This is a genomic window from Aporhodopirellula aestuarii, assembly GCF_023701485.1.
In the GTDB taxonomy this organism is placed as follows: Bacteria; Planctomycetota; Planctomycetia; order Pirellulales; family Pirellulaceae; genus Rhodopirellula; species Rhodopirellula aestuarii.
In genome coordinates, this window is record NZ_JAMQBK010000055.1 from 1 (window position 1) to 24,645 (window position 24,645).

The following is a 24,645-nucleotide window of genomic DNA, read 5'->3' on the forward strand; positions in this document are numbered from 1 at the left end:
AGGAGCCTAAGCGGCGCAGTTCCGGCACGACTGAGCAAGTGAATGCCGGAACTCGCAAAGCCTCGGTCCGGCCTACAGTTCGCGGCACGTTTCGCCTGATGATTCCTGCAGACCTGCTTAGCTCTGCGTTTCCGCTTGAGGCGGCTTGGGTGCATCCACGTGATCCATGAAGTCGAGTTGCACGCGGACGATCTCTTTAGTGGACGCAAAGAACGCGTCGAGAACATCTGGGTCAAAGTGGTTTCCGCGACCTTCTTCCAGGATCGAAAAACACTTCTCGCGAGGCAACGCTTTCTTGTACGGGCGTTCGGCCGAAAGTGCGTCGAACACGTCTGCGACGGCCGTGATACGACCTTCGAGCGGGATATCTTCACCGGCTAATCCCAGTGGGTAGCCGGTACCGTCGAAACGCTCATGGTGAGTTTGCGCGATACTCGCGGCAAGCCGCATCAACGCGCTGCCGTTGCGTAACATGTCGCTACCAAACTCAACGTGCCGCCGCATCAGTCTGGCATCTTGTCCCGCGTGAGGCTGAATGATCTGGTGACCAAACTTCACGTGGTTCTGGATAATGTCAAACTCCTCCGGTTCGAGCTTGCCCGGCTTGAGCAAGATCGCATCTGGAATTGCGATCTTACCAACATCGTGCAGCTGTGCCGCCATTTCGATATCGCGAACGAACCAATCGGGCAAACCCATTGATTTGGCGATGATTCCCGCGAAACGGCCCACGCGAATGACGTGATTGCCAGTATCGTTGTCGCGAAGTTCGGCAGCTCGGGCGAGACAGTAAACGACTTCACGCCGTGAAGCTTCCAGTTCCCGCGTACGCTGTTCGACTTTGAGTTCAAGTTCAGTCGCGTGATTTTGCAATCGATCCTGAAACGACTTCGCCTGCAGCGAGTTCCGCACCCGAGGAGTCAGATCCATCGGATCAACGGGCTTGAGCAAAAAGTCCGTTGCACCGAGCTCCAGACATGTCAGTTTGATTTGTTCGTCGGTATTGGCTGTGAGTATCAAAACCGGCAAGTAACGGAATTGTGGCTCTTCACGAACTCTCTTCAGGATTTCGATCCCGTCGACGCTCGGCATGTTGACGTCGAGCAACAGAACGTCTGGACGCGTCGCATTGAGAATCCGCAGCGCAGCGGTGGAGTCGGTTGTCGTTTCGAAATCGCGGTATCCGGCGCGTTCCAAATATTTCTTAACGATCAGAACGTTGGCGATCTCGTCGTCAACGACCATGATTTTTCCGGGCAGCGCACGCGACTTGGCCGCATTGCAATTAGCCGATGTGGTCTTAGCCCCCGAAGTCGCAACGACGGGAAACCCAGCGGTCGGCGCGGTGTGCATCGCAGTCGTCAGATCGGAGTCGGAAAGCGTGTCGCTCATAGTGCTATCGAGTGGAAACGTAGAAAGAAGTTCACATCTGAATCGTACGTCGCGGTTGGTGCGCCGACAGAACGGCGACAGAACCGGTGAGCAAAGTACTGCCGCAAGAGTGCGGTTGTGCGAGATAGCATCAATGAACCAGTTATTTCGGATCCACCACTATTTTGGGATCAACGGCTGATCACTGGACCGACTCGGGAACAACCATACGCTTACGAATGTCTACGATTTTGTTAATCCAACGATCGCACTCTGAAACGTTTCCTGCCCCCGCAGCGGCAAGCAAATTACGTGACGGTTGCGTCAAGTCAGAATACCCAACCGTCCCACCGGCTCCCTTGAGCCAGTGCGCACTCTGTGCGAGCTCGTGGAGCCGACCGTCGGAAAGTTCCTCGCGCATCTGGATCAGACGAGCGTCCATTCGGACCACAAATCCTTGCACGATTTCGAAAAAGTCAGGGTCATCTAGTGGCAGACTGCACTTGATGGCGCCAGCAACCGAAATCTCGGCCTCGGCATGCGTCGCAGCCGCCGCATGGGCGACTTGCGAGTCAGTACCCTGATCAGGTGTGCTTGCCCTCATAGCGGGAATCACGACACGTGATTGTATTTCGCGAATTTCCTTGAGGGCTCGCAGCGCGACCTCGGCTTGATTGTCCTTAGCGGCTTGTTCGAGCTCCTTGGCGGGGGAAGTGAAACAGCCCAGTCCGACGGTTCCCCCAGCTCCCTTGAGCCAGTGTGCGTCGCCATGAACCGATTCAAAATTGGCCTCCTCAATTGCGTGTTCGATGGCATCAAGTCGATTGGGCAATCGGTTGAGGAAATCGCTCGTGATGGCGCGGAAGTCTTGGTCATCCATCGGCAACGTTGGCACGATCGCGCCCGGCATACCCTCCACGTCATCCGCTTCTTGAACGCCCACCTCACTGGGTAGGAGTATGCAAGGCAGATCAATTTCGGCTGACTCCGTTTCCGGTGCTGGCCCCAAGTGGTTCGATACGAGTTGCAGCAATTGATCGATATTGATCGGTTTGGTCATGAAGTCATCACAACCGGCTTCCTCACATTTCTCGCGATCGCCCCGCATCGCGTTTCCGGTCAGCGCGACGATTGGCGTCGTGAAACCTGCTTCGCGAAGGCGTCTTGTGGCGGTGTACCCGTCAAGAACCGGCATCTGCATATCCATCAACACCAGTTGAGGTGTTTCATTGGCGATGCACTCGATAGCCTCAAGGCCGTTGTTTGCTGTGATGACGGTCGCACCGGCACGTGTCAGAACCAATTCGATCAGCTTGCGGTTCGCTTCGCCATCATCGACGACGAGAACCGTCGATGGAGGCAATCTGGTGAGATCGCCACCGTCATCGGCCGACCGTTTGTCCGTACTCGCCTTCAACTCACTCGGCGACACGAGGTCATACAGGTCATCTTTTCGAAGTGGGAGTTCGAGCCGGAAGGTGCTACCCATCCCCGGTTTGCTGATCACATTGAGTGTCCCGCCCATCGCTTCGGCGAGTCGCCGACTGATCGAGAGTCCGAGTCCCGTGCCGCCAAATTTACGCGTTGTAGTTGAGTCGGCCTGCACGAACGATTGAAATATTTTGGCTTGCTGTTCCGGCGTCATACCGATACCGGTATCCACCACGTCAATTCGCAGCACCTGATCGCTCGTCGCGTCTACGAACTCGGGGTTTTCGTGTTGGGTGAACAGATTCTCAGGATCCGCATCTCGCATCGCCGCAATGATCGAAACGCTGCCGTCCTCCGTAAACTTGATCGCGTTGCCGACGAGGTTGGTGATCACCTGACGCAGTCGAGTTGGGTCGCATTGGATGGTTCGCGGGATCGCACTCTGGAAATTGACGTTCAGGTCGAGTGAATTCTCGTCCGCACGAACTTGGAGGGTATTGGCCACATCGATCAACACATGATCAACATGGGTATCGATCGTTTCGACTTGCAAATGCCCTGCTTCGATTTTGGAAAGGTCGAGAATGTCATTGATCAACTCGAGCAAATGCGCACCGCTGCGGTGGATCATATTGAGATGTCCCACCGCTTCGTCCGAGTTCGAAACCAACCCGCGACGAAGCACGTCAGTAAATCCAAGAACCGCGTTGAGTGGAGTTCGGATCTCGTGGCTCATATTGGCGAGGAACTCGCTCTTGGCCTCGTTGGCATTTTGTGCGGCGTCTCTTGCTTGAGCCAGCGCGACTTTGTTCTCTTCGATCAACGTGATGTCGTCGAACGTCGCCAAGAATCCTTGACCGGTGATCGGCGTGCAATTCACCGAGAACGTCAATCTCCGACCGTCGACATCGAGTTGCAAGATCCGGTCATGCACAGAGTCTTCGAGACGCTTGGCCATCGCCCAAGGCTGTTCGCAAATCACGTCGGATTTGTCTTCACCTGCCTCATCGGACTCGGTCGGATCGATCCACTTGAGCGAACTGACGGGTTTCCCGACCAGCTTGGAAGACTCCGTCGCGATCAATTGCGTGAGCCGCTTGTTGGCGAACAAAACACGTTGATCTGCGTTGAGCAGCACCAACCCAACGGTGAACGTATCGAGGGCTCGCTCCACGTGCGTGGGTACCGCGCCCGAAGGATCGAGACTCTGCAGTGTCTTGCGCAAGAAGAATGAAAACTGGACAAAGCACGCGGGAACGAGCACGATCAATAACCACGCCGGTGCCCAGTAATTCAGTCCGAATAAACCGCCCGTCGAGATGAACGCAACCTGCATTTCGCCCCATTGCTTGCCATAACGAAACACGGGAACTCGCATCTGATTCATCGCATCGTCATGCGAGTCATCCCACGTCTCTTCGTGCGGGCCGGCTGAGACGAGCAAACCGCCCTCGGTATTAATCAAACCGATGCTGCGGATGGAGCCATCACGATGCACGACCGACTCCAGAGTCACTTGCAGACTCTCAATCTGACCGCTCGATGCCATCGCCGTACCACTGATCGCGAGCGTTTCGCACAGTTTCGCGCGTCCACGCAGAATTTCTTCCTGCTCGTTCGGAAAGAATCCAGCCGCACTGGCAACCAACAACGTGCCGGTCATCAAACCGACCAACCCGAAGGAGAGGCGAAGCCGAATGGGGATACGAGAGAACATGGGAATTGCGTGAACGAAGGAGATAATGGAAATGGATGTTGTGAAGTCGGTGTCGACGAATCGGTTTGATGTCAGCGGACGACTCGCAAGTCGTATTGGCTAGTCGTCCGTGATTTGAACCTCGCGGTTCTGGCGGTCCATCAGCTCTTCGAGTGTTTCGCTAGCGGCGTCTCCGCCGGCGGCAGTGCCTGATAGACCGTTCATGATCAGCAATGGGTCGACGCCACTCCAAGCGGGCATGTGCGCGATCAATCCGGAAACCAAGAATCCACTCCGCATCGCCCAGGCGACGACACCCACGGTAAAACTCGATGCTGCCGCACCGGCCGAACCGACCACGATGAGGTCACCTTGGATCCGCGAATCAACATTCTTTTGATAGCTGTCGAGCTGATCCCACATCGCACCCGGACGCGTCATCAATGCAAAGTCGGCCATGACAAGGTTTCGCGTCTGGTAGTCGCTCAACGGTGCCGACGATTCCGATTGAGCATCGAATGATTCACGTGAAATCCGAGTACTCTCCGTTGAGAAAGACTCCGATAGCTGTTTGAGCAACGCATCCGTTGGGCTCGCTGGTTCGCCTCGACTCTCGGACTGCGTCTGAATGACCACCTCGACGACGTTCACCGATTCCGTGTTCTGTCCCGGCTGAGACTCCGAGTGTGCTTCATTGGGGACTCCGGACTGCATGGGCGTCTGTGATTCACCGTCGCTCGACTCGGAAGAAGAATCACTTTCGGAGTCCGACTCCGACTCACTACTACCAGAATCCGACTCGGCGGGCTCTTCATTCGAATTGTTCGTGCCCTCGGATCCACCGTCGGACTCGGGAACCACGGGCGATGTCGGTACCGTCGGCCGAACCACGGGGAAGACCTCGATCGTGACCGTTGCGACGTTGCTGTCAAACGTTCCATCGTTGGCCATCCACTGGAACGTCACTCGCCCCACGAACCCGGCAGTAGACGTGTAAGTAAATGCGCCAGAGGGATGTAACGAGAGCGTTCCCGAAATCGGGCCGGACACCAGCACGGCGGAGAGGGGTGCCCCTTCGGGATCACTCGCCAGTGATTTAAATACCGAAGCCGCTACCGACTTGCTATGACCAGACACGGCCGTCGTTTGATAGTCGTCCAGGGAGGGAGCCTGGTTTGCCGCAACAATGACCCCCGTTGGCCCGCTGACGATCGGACCTTCCGAGTTAGTGTTGCCATCAGAGAAACTCACTTCGACACGAATCTCGCTCCCCACGTCAGCAGAAACCAACGTGTAAGTGCTCGCGTTAGCGCCGCCGATCGCATCACCATCTCGGGTCCATTGGTAGTTAAACGCGCCCAAGCCGTCTTCGTCCGCGATATCACTCGTGTCGACGACGAGAGTTTCCCCTTCCTTCAGCGTTCCCGATATCGAGGGCGTCCCCGTCGCCGGATCGTTGGCGTCTTGGATCGTCAACGTAAACGATTGCGAGTCGTCTGGGGATCCAGTCAGCGTGGCATCATCCACCAAAACGGTGACATCCAAACTCGGATTGGTCTCAAAATCGAGTGTCACGCCGGCCTTGAGATGCAACTCCGTCCCACCGGCTTGCAGCTCGAAGAATGAAGCGTCGTCGCCGGTCAGCGTCAGGTTGTTAGTTCCGAGTGCGTCGTCATTGATTGCAACGGTCGCAACCTTCATGCTGCTCGACGTGTCGGTGTTCTCCGGTGTTGTAGTGATCACGGGTGTAATCGTCAGCGTGGGAGATTCGTTGCTGTCAGTGACCGATACCGAATAGGATTTCGTGTCGTCCGGCGTGCCACCGACACTTGAATCGTCGACGACGACGTTGACGTCGAGGGCCGGGTTTGTTTCGAAATCGAGGGACGCTCCAGCGACCAATCGCAGGTCACTGCCTACGATCTCAAACAGCCCTGCGTCGTCGCCCGAAAGACTGAGCGAATTGGTTCCCAACGCATCGTCATTCACCGTGATCGTCGCTACGACGATTGCGGATGTCGTATCGGCATCCTCTGCTAGCGTTGCCACAACGGGAGTCAACGTGACCGTGGGAGCTTCGTTGACGTTACTAATCGTGATGGCAAGCGAATCGGAGTCCTCAAACGTAGCACCGAGATCGGTGTCATCGACCTCAACGTTCACATCCAGCGAAGGGTTTGCTTCAAAGTCGAGCGTCACGCCGGCTTTCAAGTGCAGCTCATTGCCGCCGACGATTTCGAACATCGCGGCATCGTCACCCGTCAATGAGAGTACGTTGGTCCCCATTGCATCATCGGTGACAGTAATGTCAGCGACTTTGGTACTCCCGGAACTGGTGTCGGCATCCTCCGACAAAGTCGTCACTGGGTTGCTCAGCGCGACCGTGGGGGCTTCGTTGACATCACTGATCGCGACTGCAAGGGAATCGGAATCATCAAACGTAACGCCGATCTGGGAATCATCAACGCGGACTGTCACGTCAAGTGAAGGATTCGTTTCATAGTCGAGCGTCGCGCCGGCTTTCAAATGCAATTCGTTCCCACCCACGATCTCAAACATCGCGGCGTCGTCACCCGTCAACGAAAGCTCATTGGTTCCGTTTCCATCGTCGGTGATAACGATATCAGCGATCTTGATACTCGAGCCAGTGTCAGCATCCTCCGCCAACGAGGCAAGTTGGTTGGTCAGCGTGACCGTGGGAGCGGAATTGACGCCTGCGGTTCCGTACTGACGCGCGAAGACGCCGCTGGTATCGGCTTGACCCGTTTGATCTCCCGCGCCGCTCCAAACGACGACGAAATTATCGACGTCCAGCATGGCTACCGATGCCTTGCTTTGGGTGCCGGAGGTACTTTCGTTGACTCGAAATTCGCTTCCAATCAGGTTACCATTCGAGTGAAATCTCTGACCGAAGATACCGTACGAATCGCTTTGGCCCGTCTGCGATCCGTAGCCTTCCCAGACGACGATGAAACGTCCATCGTCCTCTATTGCGATCGATGGATCGACTTGGTCAAAGCTTGATGTTGTGGCAACAGACTCCGTGCTGCCGGAGGTCGATCCATTTTGGTTATAGCGTTGCAAATAGACATCGCTGGGAGTAATCGCTCCTGATTGTCGCCATACCACGACGAACGAACCATCGTCTTGCATCGCCACGTCGGCATTGCCAGCGTATAAGCTGCTGGCAACGGTGACTTGACCGCCCTGTTCATTGCCATCATCGTCAAACAGTTGAAAATGGACTCCCACCGTATCGTCCCAGACGATCACGAAATCGCCTTCTGTGTTCATTGCGATTGCAGCGTCATACTGGGTTCCACTCGTCGCGGTGTTGACGCGGAATTCACTGCCCACTGCCGCCCCAGAACTGTCAAAACGCTGAGCAAAGATTCCAGCCGAATCGGTCTCACCGCTCTGGGTTCCGTTGCCCTGCCAAGCGATTACAAATTCGCCTGTGAAGGTGTTCATTCCGATGACCGAATTCTTTTGGACTCCCGAGGTGCTGGTGTTGGCGACCAACTCGCCCGTCAATGCCGTACCATTGGCAGCGAACCTGCGGTAGTAAATATCGTCCCCGGTCGCTCCTTGATTGCTTGTCCACGTCACAACAAACGTGCCATCAAATGCGGACGAGACACTGGCCCACTGTTGATCGTTGGTGGGCGTTTCGTTCACACGAAACTCGGTCGTGATCGCCGTTCCGTCAGCCGCAAAACGTTGTGCATAGACGCCCTTCCCCGATCCATCCTGGTTCAAGCTGGTCCAGACAACGACGTAACTGCCATCGGCTGCCATCGACACCGCCCGGGTACTACCACGGTCCTCGGCGCTGGTCACCTGTTGATCACCGACTTCGTCATTGACCAAATACTCATTCGACGCCGTCAGTGCTTCGTCGGCATCGGTCACTGTCACGGCAAGGTTTTGATTGTCCGTAAACGTTCCATCGCTAGACTGGACGGTAAGGTAATAAACATTGTTATCGCCCTCGTCTTCTGGGTCTTCAAAATTAGGCGGCGCGATAAATCGCAACTCACCACTTGAGCTGTTGATTGAGAATTTTGCAGCATCAGTTCCGCTGATCGAATATGTCAATGTTTGGCCAGGCAAATCATCATCTGTTGCCATCACCGTGGTTACGCTGGTGGTGTTTTCAGTCACATTGATCGCCGCATTCGCACCGCCACCGTTGGAGGTGATTGCCGGAGCGTTGTCATTCACCGCGGTGACGGTCACGGCAATCGATTGCGTGTCGGTTAGCGATCCGTCACTGACTTGGACAGTAACGTCATAGATGTTGTTACCGCCGGTATCGGTCGGTGCTTCGAAGTCGGGGACAGCGAGGAAGCTCAGCACTCCAGTCGCGTTATTGATCGTGAATTTGGCCGCATCGTCCCCCCCAACAATCGAATAGCTGAGCGACTGGGTTGGCAAGTCAGCGTCCGATGCCGCAACCGTCGTTACGGTTAAGGTGTTTTCGGAAACGTTCACCGCAGCAGTTGCGGCTCCGCCGTCACTCGTGATCACCGGAGCTTGATTCGGAGGAGTCGTTGCTGAGGTCAATGAGAAGCCGAAAATTTGCTCTGCTGCGGAACCCAATCCGACATCCGATCCGTCCAGCACGAGCGTGGCTGTGAAATTGGATGAGGGGGATCCAAGATCGGTCGTGGTTACCGAGATCGAAAAGATATCATTTCCGGTCACGACGACATTGTTACTACCAACCGTTCCCCCATCTTTTACCGAAACAAGAATTTCGCCCACATTCAGGGTGTGACCACCGAGAGTGACACTGTTTTCAATCAGGTCCAATCCTTGCAATTGACCACTCAAGATCGATGATTCGTCGATCAAGGTTTGCAGCGTCCCGGTCGTGCTAACCGCACCGACATTGTCCGGCGTGTAGTATTGGATTTTGTGATGCTGGAGTGAATCGGTATGAGCCAGCAAAAAACTGCCTTTGGATAACGTGACATCGCCCACGAGGGTGTCCTGAGTTATCAAAGTCACAGCATGAAAGCCGAGACTCACGGGGTTCTTAAGCAAAATCGTGAAGGTTCCCGAGCTGTAATCGCCTGTAGCATCGGGTCGGAAGACGATCAAGTCATTGCGCGTGACCGGCAATGTGTTGGTGCTGATCAGCGTTTCGATATCGCGAGTCGCGAATAGCACGTCCCCGGCTTGCAGATCATACGTGGTGGTGTTTCCAATCGTGATGGCTTCGGTGACGTAGTGCAGTGACTCGATATCGGCTGCTCCGTCTTGAGCAAACGATGTCAGATTAAACAAGCTGGCAAAACTACCACCGGTTGTTCCCGCCACAGGATCCAGACTGGTGATACTGCCAAACTCAATGATTTCTCCTGCATCCCACTCTGATAATCCCGGAGCACCACTGGAGGTAACGTTTTCGTCAGTACTGATCAGAATACTGTTCGACGGCAGTCCGGATTCCACCGAGTTGTTGACCGTAACCGCAATCGCTTGGCTGTCGGTCAACGTGCCATCGGTCACCTCGACAATGACGTCATACACATTGTCGCCACCGACATCGGTGGGTGTTTCGAAGTCAGGTGCAGCGATAAAACTCAGCTCTCCGCTCGAATCGTTGATCGTGAATTTTGCCGCATCGGCACCTCCGCTAATTGAATAGGTCAGTGTTTGGGCCGGGGCATCGGCATCCGTTGCGACCACGATTGTTACCGCAGTATGGTTTTCGGAGACATTGATACTCGCCGTCGCTCCACCTCCGTTGGACGTGATCTCGGGACTGCTTTCATTAACCGGTAAGACGTTGATCGTGAGCACTTCCGTCGCGGTCGATGTGTCGCTGCTGGTGGCGCGAACGGTGATGTCATGCGACGTCGTGACCTCGTAATTTAATAGCGATCCATTGGAAACAGTAACCACTCCGGTTGTACTGTTGATCTCGAAACGTCCTCCCGCATCATCATCGAGCGAATACGTTACGGTGTCACTGGAATCCGTCGCGAACGCCGTCACCCCAACCGCCGTTCCATTAGCGGAATCTTCATCGACTTGGTTCGCCCCCGTGTCGGTATCGGTGACTGCGCCCACCGGACCAACAACGCCGTATTGGATTTGCACGTTATCGACGAACAGTGACTCGGTGGCATTCATGCCATTGGTGACAAATCGAATCTGCGTATTACTCGCAATGAAGCTGCTGATATCGTAGCTCGTCGACTGCAGTGCCCCGTCATTCGCTGGACCTTCAAAGCGATCGAGTTCGCTCCACGATCCGCCGCCATTCGAGGAGGCTTCGACAACAATAAAATCGCCGGCATCATCCAGTCCGAATCGGGCATAGTCAAAACTGAGCGTGGCCGTCGTGAAACCGGACAAATCCGCTTGCCGCATTGCTCCCTTGCCGCTCTGCCAAAACTGAATCCCCTGGGCGCCAAATTGTGTGTTGATCTGAACGTTTCCCGCACTTACCCCGTTGCCCTCACCGATCTCCTGCCAACTGGTGCTCCAATCCACGGCGCCGTCGTTGCCACTAAAGGTATTGCTGTTGAATTGATCTAGAACGGTAAGAAACGGATTGATGTTGATAGCGACGGAATCGTCATCACTCTTGGCACCGTCAATCCCGGTGTTGCCCATATCATTGGTCACGATTTGCAAACTGCCTTCCCCGTTGGCAGTGCCGGTAAAACTCAGTCCGTCAAGCGCCGCGTTGATCTCCGCTATCGTCCCGCTAAACGTCATGCTGATGTCGGAGGTTCCATCTCCATCGCTAAACGACAATCCCGTGACGCCGCTTAAAGAGACGACGCCCTTGGTCGCGTTGAGCGTCACTTCCATCGATCCCGAATTCGCATCAATATCGCTGATCGAGATCAAATTCCCGTTGGCGGCATTAAATGTCTTGGCGAGCCCGACCATGACCGTCTGCGCGGGGGGCAGGCTGTTTTCAGGGGCGTCGTTGATCGCAGAGATAACCAGCGATGCGGTGTCCGTCGCGGCAGAAAATGCAGTGGCACCCCCGTTAACCGACGTGTCGGCCAAGCTGTCCACGGCATATTGCGTTTGATCCCATGCACGGAACGTGATCGCGTTGGCGATGCTGCCGTTCCAATTGGCGTTGGGCTGGAAATACAAACGCGTCGCTGCATCTGCCGCAAGCAATCTGGCACTGACTCCCGAAACGGCACCAAGCGTTGACCAGGTCGAACCGTTATCGGTCGAATACCACCAATCTCCATTGGTGGCATCGGCACCGGTGATGGCAATTCCTAACGAAGGGCTGGCATCCACGTCGGTCACGTTGTCCAATTGCCCCGATGGCGACGATAGATCCACGAGTTGCGAAACCAGCGTCCCGACCGCTCCGGCCGGAGCACCCGCGTCCTCATTGATCGCGGTTAGCGTTGGGCTCTTAGTACTGTCCAACACGGGCGCGTTGTTGGCGAGGGTGGAATATTCGAATGCTCCGATATCAATCGATCCATCCCGCGCGACCCCACGCTGATCGACCGCAGGCGCCCCGGTTGCCGTCCCCGCGTTGTATGCCGCACTGCCGGTGGTGATAGCATGCGTGTCCGTTTCGCCGCCATTGTTGGTCAAAGCACCAAGATTCGGATTCGTTCCCGTGATGTCGCCGCCAAACCCCGTCGCAGAACCGACCGTTTGGATCAAGTTGGATCCATCACTTGAAAAATCACCCATCACATCGGGATCCGTGCTGATCCCGGTGTTACCCGCAATGATCGTATTGGAGATCGTCACCACTGCGCCGTTATTAACGACACCGCCTCCTTTGTCACCGGTATTCAGCGTGATTGTCGAATTGGTGATCGTGATATTGGTGTCGGTAAACAGAGCTCCGCCATCGTTGTTAGCGGTATTCCCGCTCATGGTGACGTTGGTTAATGATCCACCATCAGCGCCGTCGAAATTGATCGCTCCGCCCTTGCCTGACGCGTCGTTATCGAACAGCAGCACCCGTTGCAAATTGGCGGTTCCCTTGACGTAGATCGCCCCACCATCGTTACTCGAATTGTTCTGCAGTAACGCGTCCGATAGATTCAACACGCTTGATTCATCGACCAGGATACCGCCACCTTTGTCCTCATTTCCGCCTTGAATCGTCATCGACGACATCGTGACAACACTACTTCCTTGCAATTCAAAAACGCGTTTGCCAAGCGCGCTACCATCGATAGTCGTCGAGCGAGCATCCGATCCGGTAATGGTTAGATTCTTGTTGATATCGAGCGTGTCGATGGTCAAGTTATAAGTCCCCGCCCCCAGCACAATCGTGTCACCGGCGGTTGCCTGAGCAATCGCTTCTCGCAGCGAGGTGAAACCGTTTGCGGTCACTTCGTCCGCAAACGTGTCAACCGTGATCGTGCTCAGTTTGCCAACCCAATTCTGTTGCAGTTCGGTACTGAACGCGACTGCGGATTCGATCTCGCCCGTGTAATATTCCAAGTCCCAGTCGGCACCAAAATCGGCATACCCGGTATCGTCATCGCTGGCGGCGACATCCGCCCCGGTTAACGCGCTGAGCGAATCGATCAACGTGCGGCCGCTCTCGCCCGATGCCAAGTCACATCCGTAAAACAGAATGTCGGCGTCGTTCGATAACGCCGATTGCCACGACGCCAACTGCCCTGCGTAACCTTCGAGGTTGGATTGGCCGAGCCATGTTGCTCCGAGCTTGACCGCCTGGTCCTCGGCGTGCGAAACGATGTGGACCGAACTGAGGTCGCTATGCCCCTCAAGAATCTCCGAGATTTGATCGACGCCATCACGATCTGCCAGCAAAACATAGATGCTTGCGTTCGGCCTCGACTCCGAAAGGTCATCGAGTAACAACTGGATATCTGGCACCGATGAATCAATCAAAATGATCTCATCGACAACCCGTTTGTCCGACGGTTCCGCGTTCGTTTGGACCGTGATTGTTTCGTTGGCGGAGGTACCGGAATTCTGATCCGTAACCGTTTCCACCTGCACGACAGTGGCGGCTTCGTCCCCCCCCGCAAACGCCGCAGGATCAATCGGCGTGGCACTGAACAACAGTCGCGGTTCGAGGTCGCTTAGTCGCAACGACCGCGATGTCGTCGCAGTGATTTGATGCGAACGATACTGACGCCGCATTCGCGTCGCCACTTCGTCAGCGGTCATTCTCAACCGTTGCCACCAGTCGTTTGATATCGGTTGAGACACTTCTTTCAAATTCCTTTCTAATTTGGCGCTCATCGCGCAAGCGGCAATCCCAGCCTGTCACCACGCGCAGACTCATCCAAGCCTGCAACGCAAACCTACCTGACGTTTCGCGGTCGGGTCGTCATTTCCTGTCAGGTAATTTGGGAACCTTGGCAAAGCCTCTACGCTCATCGGCATTGGGAAGACTTTGCCGTCGCGGTTTCCTCGTCCTTGCCCATTTCCAACCTTGTGCCTGTTCGGGTTCGTCCACTTGTGCCGAATGAATCCGTTGAGACCGTCTTAACGATTTACGGATTTTTTCACCTATGCGCTGCCGCGTGAAACTCAGATCAGGCATTACGAAGGTTCGTCAGGAGCGGCACCACCGTTCGCTAACGGTCGCCGCTACCTTGATGTTGACCATTCTCGTAGTCCCCGCGGGAGCGCAGACGGGTCAACCAGACCCCCAGCAAACCGAGACACCAGACGACGTCACGCACCTCTTTCTCGATCTTTTGCCTACCCGTCCGGTACCTACGGGTGTGTTGTCTCCAATCATCCCGGCTCGTGTGGTTTCAGACCCACACCGCGCGACTTCGCTCCATTCAACTCTGAATTCTTTAACCGCGACCGAAGCGGTGCCTCGGGAGAACGCACCTGCCGCATCCGAAATCCGCCACGGCGTGGATTCAGATGCGTTGACCGATCCGGTTCCGATCGTCGGCTTGGTGGAACCGATTGAGCTTCCCGTCCCGTCTGAGGTTCCCAATCAAACGCCGAACATCAGTGATCCCATTGTCCGGAACTTTGGTGCTGCAGGTTCATGCGGGCTCAGTGGCCATCCCGATGTGCCCGCTCCGATCCAACAGGGTCCGTTTGTCAATCAGTTGAATCCGTATCGCAGCCGCGCCGCCGATCTACCGAATCATCCCGCTGCATTGCCGGGCGAATTCTGTGGCACGGACGATCCTAAACTCGACAGCCTGATGTGGTGGGAAGCCTTAATCACTCAACCGCTCGGTCTGGCCGAACAAACGTTCCCGGTCGACGTCTGTAATCTAGCCGAAACGAGCCTCATCGCCTCGCCGTACGTTCGCGGTCTTTTGACGGAACCCAAAATCCGTTGGAACGATATGGTGATCGCCGACGCCGAGTTCGACTGCACGACGTTCATCGAATCCAAATTCGCGAGATCGAATGATCCCGTCGGTAGCATTCTGACCACGGGAGATAGCTCGGATCGTTTTCTCGACAATCTCTTTACGTCCGCCGCGGGAGTCCGTAAACGCTACCGAACGGGCGGGGACATCGAGGTCGTCCAACGCGGCGGATTCCAAGACAACAACTCCACCTACCTCACACCCAATCCGCAGGGAACGTCGCGGCTCGAAATCAATTTTTCACAACCGCTGCTGCGTGACCACGGCCGCGCCGTCAATACCACCCGCGTCTTGCTCGCACAAATCAACGTGCAATTGGCCAATAGCGAAACCCGCGATGAAGTCGAACGGCATCTACTCGACGTCACAAAAACTTATTGGGAACTGTATCAGGCTCGCGCGGAGTACTTGCAACGCAAACGCCTGCTCCATGCCGCCGAAGTACTGCACGCCAAACTGCTCGCCCGCGGTGCGATCGACTCGCAACAACGCCAAATACTACGCGCCGAAGTCGCTATCACGCAGCGACGCAGCGACCTGATTCGTATCGAGACACGGATTCGAAACTCGCAATCGCGTTTGCGAATGCTGACGGCCGACCCCAACCTGATGCGTAGCGGCAACTGGGAACTTTTGCCCGAAGAGTTGCCAATCGCAAATTTCGTCGAAATTTCACCACGCAGCGCTACCCTGACGGCCCTCGACAACCGCCCCGACATCGCCCAATCGCTACGTCAGATCGAAGCCGTCTCCAGCAAAGTGGGAGCCGCGAAAAACCAAGTCTTGCCACGCCTCGATCTGTTGCTGAGTTCCTACGTCGCGGGCTTGGACAGTCGATCGGATACGCTCGGCGCGATTGCGAATCAATTCACTGACGGTGGACCAGGCTACGCAGCCGGATTTGTCTTCGAGCTGCCCGTCGGGAATCGGGCCGCACGCGCAAGACTACAGCGCAACCAATGGGAACTCAATCGCAGCATCTACGAGTTCCAACAAACCACCGAATCGGCAATCACGACGGTCGAAATCGCGGTCCGCGAAACCCAGACCGCGTACGCCGAAATGACGTGTAAACGACAATCTCTCTTGGCGGCCACTCGTGAAGTCGTCTACTTGCAGCAACGTTGGCAATGGTTGCCCGATCCTACCGAATCAGCGGTCTTGTTGATCGAAGACCTTCTCGATGCCCAAGAACGCGTTGCCGAAGAAGAACAAGCACTCACGCGGGCGCAGGTCGCCTACGCGGTCTCATGGATCACACTCCACAAAGCCATGGGCATCCTGCTGCAGGTTCACACCCAAGACCAGTTGGCGGCCGACGTCAGACGTTCCGAGCAATGGTTCCATGAGGAAGGCGTTGAGATCGAAGTGGAGGACAAACTCGACCACGGATCCGATCATTTTGAAATGCTCGACGGGAGTGCGCCGTGACTCATCCCACTCCCGGTACACTCAACCGAACCTCATCGGCGCGGTCGATCGCCCGCCAAACAACCGACACCCGTTGGATTGCGTCCGTTATCCAGCGGGGACGTGACGCGGCGATTGCGATTCAAGACGACGCCGGCGATTCGTTGCAGACACATACTCAACGGCTCAAAACCTGGATTCGTCAACCACACGATCAGCTAAAACGCTCAGACGAATCGACAGAGATCTTGACACTCGCGATCGGAGTCGTGCAAACGGCGGTTCAACGTGAGATGTCGATCTCGTTGTTTGACGTCCAGTGGCACGCGGGGATCGTAATGAGCCTCGGCTCAATCGCTGAAATGCAAACCGGCGAAGGCAAAACGCTCGCGGGTGTCTTGCCCGCCTACCTGCACGCGTTGCGTGGCCAAGGGGTTCACGTCGTCACGCCCAACGCCTATCTCGCACGACGCGACTACGAACAACTTCGCCCCGTCTACGAACGTTGCGGAATCAGCACGTCGGTGGTGGAAGACGGATACGACGACGACCAAGCCCGTCGCGCCTACGCGAGCGACATCACGTATGGGTCGGCCCACACGATCGGGTTTGACTTTCTCCGAGATCAGCTCATCGAACAACAAACCGCGTCACTCGCCGTGGGTGAACGTTTCCTGCGAGATTTGCGTGGTGCCCAATCGCCCCGCGGCCGTCAACGAGGACTCATCTCCGCTATTGTTGACGAGGCCGACGATGTCCTGCTTGATGACGCGGTGTCACCACTCATTCTCAGCGGAGCTTCCAACGGCGACGCGGTCGACGCCGAATTGCATCGGATAGCTGTCGAATTCATCAATGATCTTTCCGAAGGCGAACACTTTGTTTTTGCAGGCGGCGATCGCATCGAGTTGACCGACGCGGGATTCACGACGGTCTATCAACATATCGAAGCGGCAACGCACTCGAAGTTAGTACGGCCATGGCACGAATACATCGTCTCCGCTCTGCGTGCCGCGTTCTGCTACCAGCGTGACGTTCACTATGTCGTTCGCGATAGCGAAATCCAATTGATCGACAGCTCCACCGGTCGTGTCTTTGCCGACCGGACCTGGTCAGGCGGGCTGCATCAGGCCGTTCAAGCTCGTGAAGATTTAAAAATCACTAGCGAATCGAGTACGCTCGGCCGCGTAACCAAACAGCGATTCTTTCGGTCGTACCGGTTTCTGACCGGCATGACTGGGACTGCGGATCAATGCCAAGACGAACTCGAACGCGTGTACGGAACTCCGGTGTCAACCATCGAGTTGCGTCATCCGAGCAAACGTGAAACGTACCCGCCGCGTGTCGTGATGACCCGCGATGAGAAATACGACGCCGTCGTCAACGAAGCCATCCAGCTCGCCGCGAGTGGACGCCCCGTTCTGATCGGAACGCTCAGTGTCAGTGAAAGCCTTGAGATTGCCGCTCGACTGCGCGAACGGGACTGTGAGTTTAAGATACTCAACGGGATTCAAGACGCTGACGAAGCCGCCGTGATCTCGGCTGCCGGAGAAAGCGGTGCGATCACCGTAGCTACAAACTTGGCCGGACGCGGAACTGACATCGGACTCGACCCTGAATCACTGACTCGCGGTGGGCTACACGTCATCGTGACCCAAATGCACTCACTCGCCCGAGTCGACCGGCAGTTGATCGGGCGTGCCGCACGATGTGGCGACCCCGGATCCTGTCGTTTCTTTATCGCCGCCGACGACGACTTATTAATCCAGCACGCGCCGTGGATTTCGCGGCACCTCTCTCGCTGCGATCGGCTCGCTGAGGATTGCGGCCTCGACATAACACGCCGCTTCAAACTGCTCAAACAAATCGAGACCGTGCAACGACGCACTCAGCGACAAGCCACCATCCGCAGGCTGCGTCTATTGCAATCCGATTCTCACGAACAACAACTCTTAACGCTGTCTGAAAAACGTCCCGATGCCTGTTGGGCGATGTGAAATGAATGCTATGCAGAGTACCAAAACCGTGCGACTTGTCGCCATGCTTTTAACGTTCGGCTTGTTCGGGTCCAACGCGAATGCTGTTGAGATTGAAACCTTCACGCAGCCCTATCGCAGCGTGGACGTTCCAGCCGCAGAGATGGGTGTGCTTACTAGCGTTTTGGTCGAAGAAGGTACCCCCGTGCGATCGGGTCAACTACTCGCCCAGATCGACGACCGCGTGCTGAAGTCTTCTCTCGAAATCGCCGAAGCCGCGATGCGGGCGACCAGTTCGCGACGTGCCGCCGAGGCGGAGGTGGCACTTAGCGAGGAACAACGGCAGAGCTACCGCGAGCTACTCCGCGATGGCAACGCGACACAACGTGAAGTGGACCGCGCCGAGACGAATTACCAGCAAGCGACCGCGCGACTGCAAACCGTTCGCGAAGAGTTGGAAATGCGTGAACTTGAATACAAGCGTATTTCAGTACAACTGGCCCATCGCAGAATTGAGTCACCGATCGATGGCGTTGTCGTGCGGATCGAAAAGGAAGCGGGCGAGTTTGTCTCACCGACCGATCCGATTGTGATGAAAGTCGTGCAACTGGATCGTCTGCGGGCGATTTTTTCCGTACCAGTTTCGTTGATCGGCACGCTCGAAAAGAACCAGCGTACTCAGGTTCGCGTCTCCGGCAGCGACCAGCCAATTGAGGCCACGATCGAGACCATCTCACCGGTCGTCGATGCCGAAAGTGCATCGGTGCGCGTCAGCGTGCGAATCGAAAACCCGCAAGGCAGAATTCTCAGCGGTGTGATTTGCCGCTGGGACCTTGGAGCTGACCCCACGTGATCGAGCCGACCGAGTATCCCGCAATGCCTCCGTTCTCGGCCCAGCCGTACGTTGTCGACGCTGCGCCGTCGCTCGGCGGTGATGTCAATGAACCGACATCAACCGAGAACACGTTGTTGGCGGCCGCGGTCGAATTGCAATCGCAACTCGACCGTGCCGACACATTGGCCGATGCCGCGCACTCGCTCGTTCATCAACTCGCCCAGATCCTTGATTCGCCCCACGTCACCGTGTGCTGGCGAGAGACGCCGGCGTTGGGCATGCGATGCATCGCAACGACAGCCGATATGGTCGATCCGACACAGGTTGCTGCCGCCGAAGAACTCGCACTACGAGGTCGCACGGCGCACTGGCCTCCGGAATCCTCGTTCGGCGACACCGATCGAGGTGGGATGCTGGCGATCGCCCAGTATGCTCGCGAATCGGGTGCCACGAAGTTCGCGGGCAGCTGCCTCTGCGACGACGTGGGCAGCGTGGCCGGCGTTGTGATGGTTTTGGACGCAAAACAGGCGTCGTCCGATCATTTCCTCGATGCGTTGTCGGTCCCCCTGGCCAGCAAACTGATTGCGATTCGCCGACATCAAGGTGGACGGCTACAGAAGGTGGTTGCATCACTCGTCAACTCATCTCCATCGCCGCTTCGGGCCATGGCGATCGCAGCAGCAGCCACCACCTTATTGATGTTCGCACCTGCGACCTACACGGTTGATGCCAAATTGGAACTGCAACCGGTGCGTCGACGGTTTGTCGCAGCGGCATTCGATGGCCCACTCCAAGCGTGTCATGTTCGGCCTGGTGACGTGGTTGCCGAAGGCGATCTATTAGCTGAAATCGACCCACGAGAAATTCAGTACGAACTCGCGGGTATCGAATCGCAACTCGAACAGGCGATGCAAACCCGCAAAGGCCACGTCGCGCAACACGAATTTGGTGCCGGACGAATAGCCTATCTCGAATCAGAACGTTTGCGGGCCAAGACCGAATTACTAGCCCACCGCCGCGACCACCTTGAGATTCGCAGCCCGATCGAGGGCATGATCGTGAGCGGTGATTGGCGCAGCCGCGAAGGAACGCCACTTTCCCGTGGCGAAACACTCTTCGAGATCGCACCATTGACCGAAATGGTCGTCGAAATCTGGGTCCCCGAATCGGAGATCACGCATGTTCGCGCAGGGATGCCGGTGCGCTTTTACACGAATGCGGCACCCGAAAAACCGATGATCGGGCAAGTTTCGACCGTCCACCCCAAAGCCGAATTACAAGACCACGACAACGTCTTCATCGCCGAAGTCCATGTCAATAACGACGCCGGATGGTTGCAACCGGGAATGCGAGGACGCGCAACGATCTACAGCGACACGCATCCGATCGGCTGGAACCTGTTCCATCGCCCCTGGTTTGCGTTGCGGAATTGGATCGGAATCTGAGCGATGCAGACGCTGAACCAAACCACCGTTGAACTCAATCAACAACGCTTGCGGATCGCCCCGGATGTTCGTGTGTGGCCGGTCCGCGAGCGTGGCGAAACCGTTTATCGAATCGAGATCCGCGGATTGCACCGGTTCTTCCGCATCGGATACCGCGAGTCTTACCTGTGTTCGCTGCTCGACGGAAAAACAACGTTGGCGCAGGCCTGCTCGATTGCGGCAGCGAAACTCGGGCGGGACGCGCCGACGGAAACTGAAACCGCGGAAATCGCCCGGTGGCTACTGAATAACGAAATCGCTTACCTCGACGAGAACCGACCACCCGTCCGGGATCCGCGGCGAGAAACTCCCGCAAAGGCGGCAACCACGCCCCCATCGGCCTGGAAACTGCTCGCCCGCTTCAATCCGTTTTGGATCAAAGTCCCCCTGCCCGGCGGCGAACGTGTGGTCGCAGTGCTGTCGCGATGGATGGCACCGTTGCTCTCGGCCCCCATGGTCTTCGCCGGCATGCTGTTGATCCTGTCCGCCTTGATCGGGATCGGCGTGCACCGAGAGAGTTTCCTGCGTCAGAGTGAGAACATCTTTCATCCCACCCAGTGGGCGTGGATGCTCGGCATTTGGATCGTTCTCAAGCTGATCCACGAATTCGGCCACGCGATCGCATGCTACCGACTCGGTGGAGAAGTGAATCGCTGCGGCGTCGTATTTGTCTTGATGGCGCCGCTGGCCTACGTCGATGTATCGAGTTGTTGGCGAATGCCGTCTCGCGTATCACGCATCGGTGTATCCGCGGCAGGCATGTTTGTGGAAGGTTGCATCGCCGCCGTCGCAGCGTGGGTGTTTCTGATCGTCGACGAACCGTTGGTACGAAACATCTCGCACACCACGGTTCTCACGGCAGGATTATCGACACTTCTATTCAACGCCAACGTGCTGATGCGGTTTGACGGATACTTCATCTTGGCCGACGCCGTCGATATCCCTAACCTCGCCGCGGAAGCGTCAACCACGCTCAAACGCCTTGCACGACGCTGGATCGCTGGCGAAGCGACCACCCAAGGTCAAGTCAACGGGTGGCGAGGCATTCTGGTCGGCGTCTACGGCATCGCGGCGTTGTTCTGGAAGGTGAGCGTATGCATCTGCTTGGCGATCACCGCCTCGACGTTGTTTGAGGGTGGCGGCATTTTGATCACGATGATCGGCATCGCAATTTGGGTCGGCGTCCCCGTGTTCAACGCGATTCGTTACCTCGCCGCGCTCCGAGAAGAGGACCTGTTGCGGTTCTATCAAGCGATCCTTCTCGGCGGCGGAGTTTGCTCGCTCGTGATCGCGTCCGTCTTCATCATCCCAATTCCGTCACGCGTCCGTGCCCCGGTGATCACACGCTTCGCTGCATCGGCGAACGTGCGGGCTCCCGCGAGTGGTTTCATCGATTCGCTGCACATTGGCGATGGTGATCGCGTTGCGGTTGGCGATCGATTGATCACACTCCGCAATGAAGAACTGCAGTGTCAGTTGCGAGAACTCGAACTCGAATCCGAACAACTCGAACTTGAACAACGCCGTGCCACCGGAGAACAGGACGAGGGTAAACGCCACGTTCTGAGACGACGAGCCGAATCGTTGCAGACGCAATTGGATCAAGTCCGCGGACGGATGGAATCTCTCACGATCCGATCAACCAATACCGGCCGAGTGATCGCACGCGGCCTTGAATCGACAATCGGCACCTACGTCGAAGAAGGTGACGAATTGATGGTCGTGGCGGGCCCGCGCGACAGTGAATGGATTGCTCTGATCGCACCACGTCAGATCGAACGAGTACGCGATTGCATCGGCCAAAACGTGCGAGTTGTCTCGGTCGGCCAGGCACAATTCGATTCGAAATTGCAACGGATCGAACCTCGCGCCACCGATCGCTTGATCGAGCCCGCATTAGCATCCATTCATGGCGGTCCGCTGCCCACACGGTCCGAATCGGACGCCACGGACGCATCCGAATTGCGTTTATTGCAGCCCCACTTCTACGCCTGGCTTGACGTCGCCGACGGCGAAAATCGATTGCCAGTGGGCGTACGATTGTTTGCCGATTGCGGCTACCGTACCCAAACAATTGCCGGCCGGCTTCGCGAATGGATACGCTCGCTCTACGAAGCCAGCCAAAAATCCAACGCCGAAAAATCTACGTAAGATTCCCGGCTGGTTTCAGCGTGACGTGCCAATCGGTTCAGGCCGCAACATCCTTACGGAACTTATCCTGACGAGCCAGCAATCGTTTTTGATAGCGTCCTTGGACGATGTCCACCACGATGAGCGTTGCCAGCACAAAGTAGAACGTGCTCTTGGACATCGCATGCACTTCGTGGCTGAATAACACGACGTGGGCGAGGTGTCCGCCTTCGCTGACCAACATCACGCCGACGATGAACAGGATGAATAATCCGAGCACCTCGTACATGCGGTTCTTCTTCAAGAACTCGGCGACACTATCGGCGAGCACCATCATCATGATGCCCGAAATGATAATCGCGACTGACATGATCCACAGGTTCTTGGTCAGCGCCATCGCGCTGAGAATCGAATCGAACGAGAACACCAGGTTCATCACGACGATTAACGTGACCGCTTTCCCGACGCTCGATTTCGCCTCGTTCCCGTCGTGCTCCAAATCGGGTTCGGCGAGCAAGTGGTAAATTTCCTTGAGTGCCGTCCACAAGATAAACGCCCCACCGAACAGCACGATCAAACTGTGCCCCGAAACCGCCATGTCGACATAGCCGTTGTGAATCTCCAGAAACGGATCCTCAAGCAACTTGATCAGGTTCACCACCACAAACAGCAGCGCGATCCGCAACACAATCGCCAGTCCGATGCCGAACTTTCGAACCATCGCCTGCTTGTCTTCCTCGACACGTTTACTTTCGATCGAAATGTAGAGCAGGTTGTCGAACCCGAGTACGGCTTGCAATAACACAAGCATCCCGAGAGTGAATATTCCGGAAATCGAAAAAAGTTCGGCCATGGTTGCGCGAGCTGGTTAAAGAAGAGAGGGGTTGTAAAAAGCGTGATCGGATTGTCGGACAAATTTGTCTGGACAAGGCAGCGGCGAGAACAATGGCACGCAGAAACGGAGACCTGGGTAACGGCGTGTGACTCAGCGTCTGATTACCGAAACCCCAGCCCTGATTCACGCGGTCTGTTGGCCGGCATAACGTAGTCCGCGAATAATCGCGTCTCGAACGTCCGCCGTGGAGGCTCGTCGGGCGACTTCCATGTTCGGTTTCCACTCCGGCCGGAGTCGTCGATCAAAGAGAGTCATGCCTCGCGTCAAACTACCTTTGACTTCCACGTCACCGGCCATCTCTTCCCACTGGAAAAGCTCCGGTTCGAGCAACGACACGATCGCGACCGCGTCTTGAAGCGGCATCACTTCACAGCCGAGTTTCTGATGCGAGACGCGGAATTTGTAAGGCAGGATTTTGTGAAGCAATTCACCCGCCCGAGACGTTTCGCTGGGCAATTTCTCCATCAGGTCGACCCCGAACGTGATCGAGTCGGTCACGTCCAGCGGCACGAGACTCTTCGTCGTCGGCGAGGCGAACACTTCCTGACCACTCAACGGATCAAAAAAGAAGTTCATTTCGGCAACCGCCGTCGCATTGCCACTGTGAGCGACCGTGCCACCGCTAATCACGACCTTGTCGATCATCGGTATCAACATCGGGTCGCGGCGAAGCAAACGAGCGAGGTTTGACAACGGTCCCAAACAGACGATCGTGACGTCGCCGGGATAACGGCGGATCAGATCCGCCATCACCTTGTCACTGGGATGATCATTTTGCCGCGTGGCCGATGGGAAATCACAACCCGCGAGTCCGTCGGGACCGTTGAGATGCATGTCATCGACCACGGGAGCATCTTGTGGGACGACCGCCGACCCGATCCGCGGGTAGCGTGCCGGGTCGAGTTTGCTAATGATAGCGGCCGTATTCGTATTGGCCTGTGCCGCATCCACCGTCCCCGCCGTCGCGGTGACTGCGAGAACGTCAAGGCGTGGATCGAACAATGCCATCGTGATGGCCACTGCGTCGTCGATCCCAGGATCACAGTCGAGTATGATTTTTCGTGACATGCTTCCAGT

Annotated in this window: 10 protein-coding genes; 5 read left to right on the top strand and 5 right to left on the bottom strand. The window is 56.3% G+C overall.

The window, feature by feature from the left end:
• Window positions 1-117: 117 nt before the first annotated feature.
• From NB063_RS19585 to NB063_RS19595, 3 genes are all read right to left on the bottom strand, one after another.
• The gene (locus NB063_RS19585) at window positions 118-1,392 is read right to left on the bottom strand and encodes an HD domain-containing phosphohydrolase (protein WP_250930458.1); all 1,275 of its coding nucleotides are present in this window, start codon (window positions 1,390-1,392) and stop codon (window positions 118-120) included.
• Window positions 1,393-1,573: 181 nt separating this feature from the next.
• Window positions 1,574-4,519, bottom strand: coding sequence for an ATP-binding protein (locus NB063_RS19590; RefSeq protein ID WP_250930459.1), 2,946 nt, complete (start codon window positions 4,517-4,519; stop codon window positions 1,574-1,576).
• Between the two features lie 99 nt (window positions 4,520-4,618).
• Window positions 4,619-13,657, bottom strand: a complete 9,039-nt coding sequence (locus tag NB063_RS19595; protein WP_250930460.1) for a DUF4347 domain-containing protein — start codon at window positions 13,655-13,657, stop codon at window positions 4,619-4,621.
• Window positions 13,658-14,016: 359 nt separating this feature from the next.
• On the opposite strand from NB063_RS19595, the gene NB063_RS19600 reads away from it, so the two are divergent.
• From NB063_RS19600 to NB063_RS19620, 5 genes are read left to right on the top strand one after another with little or no spacing between them, the layout of a single operon-like run.
• Window positions 14,017-16,269 carry a TolC family protein gene (locus NB063_RS19600; RefSeq protein WP_250930461.1) on the top strand — a complete coding sequence of 751 codons (2,253 nt, stop codon included), beginning with the start codon at window positions 14,017-14,019 and terminating at the stop codon, window positions 16,267-16,269.
• Window positions 16,266-18,245, top strand: a complete 1,980-nt coding sequence (locus NB063_RS19605) for a preprotein translocase subunit SecA (RefSeq protein ID WP_250930462.1) — start codon at window positions 16,266-16,268, stop codon at window positions 18,243-18,245. The genes NB063_RS19600 and NB063_RS19605 overlap by 4 nt, the downstream gene beginning before the upstream one ends.
• Before the next feature lies 1 nt (window position 18,246).
• The gene (locus NB063_RS19610; RefSeq protein ID WP_250930463.1) at window positions 18,247-19,077 is read left to right on the top strand and encodes an efflux RND transporter periplasmic adaptor subunit; all 831 of its coding nucleotides are present in this window, start codon (window positions 18,247-18,249) and stop codon (window positions 19,075-19,077) included.
• A complete protein-coding gene (locus tag NB063_RS19615; RefSeq protein WP_250930464.1) occupies window positions 19,074-20,504 on the top strand; it encodes an efflux RND transporter periplasmic adaptor subunit in 1,431 nt (476 codons plus the stop codon). The genes NB063_RS19610 and NB063_RS19615 overlap by 4 nt, the downstream gene beginning before the upstream one ends.
• A gap of 3 nt (window positions 20,505-20,507) precedes the next feature.
• Window positions 20,508-22,694, top strand: a complete 2,187-nt coding sequence (locus NB063_RS19620) for an efflux RND transporter periplasmic adaptor subunit (protein ID WP_250930465.1) — start codon at window positions 20,508-20,510, stop codon at window positions 22,692-22,694.
• Between the two features lie 37 nt (window positions 22,695-22,731).
• Here NB063_RS19620 and NB063_RS19625 read toward each other — a convergent pair whose 3' ends face one another.
• Window positions 22,732-23,526, bottom strand: a complete 795-nt coding sequence (locus NB063_RS19625; RefSeq protein WP_250930466.1) for a TerC family protein — start codon at window positions 23,524-23,526, stop codon at window positions 22,732-22,734.
• 165 nt (window positions 23,527-23,691) lie between these two features.
• Window positions 23,692-24,636, bottom strand: a complete 945-nt coding sequence (locus NB063_RS19630; protein WP_250930467.1) for a nucleoside hydrolase — start codon at window positions 24,634-24,636, stop codon at window positions 23,692-23,694.
• Window positions 24,637-24,645: the final 9 nt, after the last annotated feature.

Coding starts and splice junctions, on each gene's coding strand:
- NB063_RS19585 (WP_250930458.1), bottom strand. CDS start 1,392: ATGAGCGACACGCTTTCCGACTCCGATCTGACGACTGCGATGCACACC.
- NB063_RS19590 (WP_250930459.1), bottom strand. CDS start 4,519: ATGTTCTCTCGTATCCCCATTCGGCTTCGCCTCTCCTTCGGGTTGGTC.
- NB063_RS19595 (WP_250930460.1), bottom strand. CDS start 13,657: ATGACCGCTGACGAAGTGGCGACGCGAATGCGGCGTCAGTATCGTTCG.
- NB063_RS19610 (WP_250930463.1), top strand. CDS start 18,247: ATGAATGCTATGCAGAGTACCAAAACCGTGCGACTTGTCGCCATGCTT.
- NB063_RS19620 (WP_250930465.1), top strand. CDS start 20,508: ATGCAGACGCTGAACCAAACCACCGTTGAACTCAATCAACAACGCTTG.
- NB063_RS19625 (WP_250930466.1), bottom strand. CDS start 23,526: ATGGCCGAACTTTTTTCGATTTCCGGAATATTCACTCTCGGGATGCTT.
- NB063_RS19630 (WP_250930467.1), bottom strand. CDS start 24,636: ATGTCACGAAAAATCATACTCGACTGTGATCCTGGGATCGACGACGCA.